The following is a 3,296-nucleotide window of genomic DNA, read 5'->3' as shown; positions in this document are numbered from 1 at the left end:
TTTAGACACTTACTATTTTAATTTAGGAAAATCAGTATTTTATATTTTATTTTCAATTATTGTACTTAAAACATTCTTATCAATTTTATCATTTACCTTTAAATTCAATTCTTCAAACAGTTCTTTACTAATTCTATATACTCTTCTTCTTATTTGTATTTTTATTGTATCATTTTTAGTGTATTTAACTTTTTTTACTCTGTAAACCTTACCTAAATTTTTTGTATATATTTCTACAATCTTTTCTATAAATAATTTTAAATCATATCTTTTTGAAACTTCTAATGATTTATTAGACATAGATAATCTTTCTTCTTTACTTAAAGCATAATATTCATCTATTCTATCATTTAATTCATCTGATGTGTCAAAGAAGTAACCATTTTCATTTTCATAAAGTAAGTCATTTAATACAACTCTATCACTACAAAATAATACTTTACCTGTAGACATTGCTTCAATAAAAGTTAATCCTTGTGTTTCCGAATTACTCGCCGAAATAAATCCATCTGCAAGAGAATAATAGTCTGCAACTTCAGTATATTCTTTTTTACCGCAAAACATTATATTTTCATAGTTATACTTTTCTTTAAAATATTTAAGTTCTGGACCTTCACCTACTACTAATAAAATTAAATCTTTTCTTCTTTTAAAAGTTTCTAGTAAAATTTCTATATTTTTTTCTTTAGCAACTCTACCAAGATAAATCATTACTTTTTTGTCTTCCAAATTATATTCTTTTTTCAATTTTTCTATATTTTCTTTATTTGGATTATTAAACCTTTCTAAGTCTATACCTGATGGCAATACTCTTACATCATTATTTTTTATAGAATATTTCATTAAAACATCATAAGTTTTTTTTGATGGCACTATTACTGTATTTGATGGATAACAATACATTTTTGAAATAATCTCCACTAATTTTACAGAGGGTTTATCTAGTAAATCAATATTCATAAAATTAATATAATGTGTATAGTCTTCTAACATAGTATGATAAGTATATACTAATGGTATACCTAAAGCTTTAGCAATAATTCTACCTAATATTGCAACTCCAAATTCTGTATGTATATGTATAATATCTAATTTTAATTTTCTAATTTCATTTATAGCTTTTAAATGAAATGGTCCTGTAAATGAATAATTATAGAAATCTTTTAATAGAAAAGAAGGTAATTTTAAAACGTTATCTTCCATTACTAATTTCAAATTATTGTTACAAGTTATCACATATACATCATGACCTAAATTTTCTAATCCTTTTTTTAAGGTATCTACACAAACAGCTACCCCATTTGCATGAGGTAAATATGTATCTGAAAATAAACCTATTCTCATTTTGTCTCCTCTTTTTCTAATTCAACTATTCTAAATTTTACAAAGTCTTCAAACGAAATTTCTTCACAACCACAAATAATATTTTTTTCTTCTTTATACTCTTTTTGTAACATTTCTAAAAGTTTTTTACTAATTTCCATTATTTTTTCCTTCTTTTTTTTCAACATGTTTTTGAATGATTTTATCTAATTCTTTATCAGTCTCACTTTTATCCTCTAAAGTATTTTTTTCTTTCTTTTCTATTTTTTCTTCCTCATTTTCTTTTTTTTCTTCTGCTTTTTTTTCTACTTTTTCCTCTACTTTTTCTTCCTCATTTTCTTTTTTTTCTACTTTTTTATTTTCTAATTTTTTTTCTATATTATTATCATCAAAAAAGTTGAACTTTCTAATATTAAATTCTTGTAATATTAAATCCGTATTATTATATGCAACTTTTTTTATATATTTTATTTTTGAATAAGTAAAGAATAATCCTAATAAAAGTATTATCCAAAATATTAATTTATATATTTTTCTTAATCTTCTCATATTATCACCTATATTAACTTAGTAAGTATATTTTTAGAATTTTGTGCTGCTAAATTAACAAATTTTTCAAATTCCATAGTAGCATCTCCATTTACAGTATCTGAAATTGATCTAATAATTAAGAAATCTACACCAAGCACAGTTGCTGAATGTGCAACTGCTGCAGATTCCATATCCAAACATAAACTATCAAAATTTTTACCTATAAATTTTTTCTCTTCATTATTTGAAACAAACTTATCACCTGAAACTATACCACCAAAATATATATTTTCTTCCGATAATCTATCTTCAGCTTCTTTCAGAATATTACCTGGTTTAAATATAGATGTACTCATTCTTGGAATTTTACCCATTTCATAACCAAATTCAGTAGCATCAAAAAGATATTCCTGTAATCTTGTAGATATAACTATATCACCTATTTTTAATAATTCAGATGTAGATCCTGCTACACCTGAAAAATATATTTTATCAACTTTAAATTCATTAATTAATAGAGTTGTAATTATTGAGGCATTAACCATACCTATTCCACTTTCCACTAGTACTACTTCTTTATCATTTAATAGCCCTAAATAAAATTTATTTCCACTAACATCTTTTACTATTAAATTTTTCATTTCCTCTTTAATTACAACTATTTCTTCGTGCATAGCACCTATTATTCCTATCATATATACTCCAAAAACTTTTTATTTATATTCTAACATTTTAAGAGCTAAATTTCAAATTATTTTTCAAACAAAAAAGCTAGATAAAATCTAGCTTTTGCACTTATTTAACATAGGCTCTAAACATCCAAAGAAGTTTTTCATATTCAGAAATATGATTATCAAGTTCAGCACTTGTTCCAAAATCTCCTTCTTCATCTGTAATTTCTTTTAAATTTCTAACTTGTTTTAATAAATTTTCTGTATCTAATATTAAATTGTTTAATAAATCTTTTACAGTAATATCCTCATCTTTAGCTTCAGTTATTGTAGTAATTTCTAAATATTTTTTCATGCTTCCAAAAGGTCTTCCACCTATAGATAAAATTCTTTCAGCTATTACATCTATTTTTTCATTTACTCCATCATAAATTTCTTCTAATTTTGCATGTACTGTAAAGAATCCTTGCCCAACTACATTCCAGTGATAATTTTGAACCTTTCTATAGTATACATTTAAGTCTGCTAAATATAAGTTTAAAGCATCAATTGTTTTATTCATTTCATTCCTCCTGATTTTATTTTAAATTTGTAATAATTACAATTTATATTATTATAGTATCATTTATTACACATAAAGTCAAGTTATATTTAAAAATATGTAATGGGAAATTTTAAATGCACAAATTTTTTTTATTTTTTGATAATTGTGTAGAGCAAATGCACAATATTTTGTTTTGTAAAAACTTAAATTTATGTTAAAATTATTTT

5 protein-coding genes are annotated in these 3,296 nt (G+C 23.2%); all 5 read right to left on the bottom strand.

Features of this window, described 5'->3' with window-relative positions; translation table 11 throughout:
• Positions 1-39 precede the first annotated feature (39 nt).
• A complete protein-coding gene (locus AYC60_RS00395) occupies positions 40-1,344 on the bottom strand; it encodes a glycosyltransferase (protein ID WP_067319922.1) in 1,305 nt (434 codons plus the stop codon).
• Positions 1,341-1,484, bottom strand: coding sequence for a hypothetical protein (locus tag AYC60_RS08440; protein ID WP_156447605.1), 144 nt, complete (start codon positions 1,482-1,484; stop codon positions 1,341-1,343). Before AYC60_RS08440 ends, AYC60_RS00395 begins: the two co-directional genes overlap by 4 nt.
• Positions 1,474-1,872 (bottom strand): hypothetical protein, encoded by a 399-nt coding sequence (locus tag AYC60_RS08435; RefSeq protein ID WP_067319920.1) that lies wholly within the window; start codon positions 1,870-1,872, stop codon positions 1,474-1,476. The genes AYC60_RS08440 and AYC60_RS08435 overlap by 11 nt, the downstream gene beginning before the upstream one ends.
• An 8-nt stretch (positions 1,873-1,880) precedes the next feature.
• Positions 1,881-2,549 carry a 5'-methylthioadenosine/adenosylhomocysteine nucleosidase gene (locus AYC60_RS00385; protein WP_067319917.1) on the bottom strand — a complete coding sequence of 223 codons (669 nt, stop codon included), beginning with the start codon at positions 2,547-2,549 and terminating at the stop codon, positions 1,881-1,883.
• A 100-nt stretch (positions 2,550-2,649) separates the two neighbouring features.
• A complete protein-coding gene (locus AYC60_RS00380; protein WP_067319915.1) occupies positions 2,650-3,087 on the bottom strand; it encodes a Dps family protein in 438 nt (145 codons plus the stop codon).
• Positions 3,088-3,296: the final 209 nt, after the last annotated feature.

Origin of the sequence: Streptobacillus felis (genome assembly GCF_001559775.1) — a bacterium.
GTDB classification, from domain to species: domain Bacteria; phylum Fusobacteriota; class Fusobacteriia; order Fusobacteriales; family Leptotrichiaceae; genus Streptobacillus; species Streptobacillus felis.
The sequence above is the reverse complement of the archived record's forward strand: the minus strand, read 5'-3'. Positions and strand labels throughout refer to the sequence as shown.

Excerpts from the sequence above, each read along its gene's own strand:
- AYC60_RS00395 (WP_067319922.1), bottom strand. The coding sequence starts at position 1,344 with ATGAGAATAGGTTTATTTTCAGATACATATTTACCTCATGCAAATGGG.
- AYC60_RS08440 (WP_156447605.1), bottom strand. The coding sequence starts at position 1,484 with ATGGAAATTAGTAAAAAACTTTTAGAAATGTTACAAAAAGAGTATAAA.
- AYC60_RS08435 (WP_067319920.1), bottom strand. The coding sequence starts at position 1,872 with ATGAGAAGATTAAGAAAAATATATAAATTAATATTTTGGATAATACTT.
- AYC60_RS00385 (WP_067319917.1), bottom strand. The coding sequence starts at position 2,549 with ATGATAGGAATAATAGGTGCTATGCACGAAGAAATAGTTGTAATTAAA.
- AYC60_RS00380 (WP_067319915.1), bottom strand. The coding sequence starts at position 3,087 with ATGAATAAAACAATTGATGCTTTAAACTTATATTTAGCAGACTTAAAT.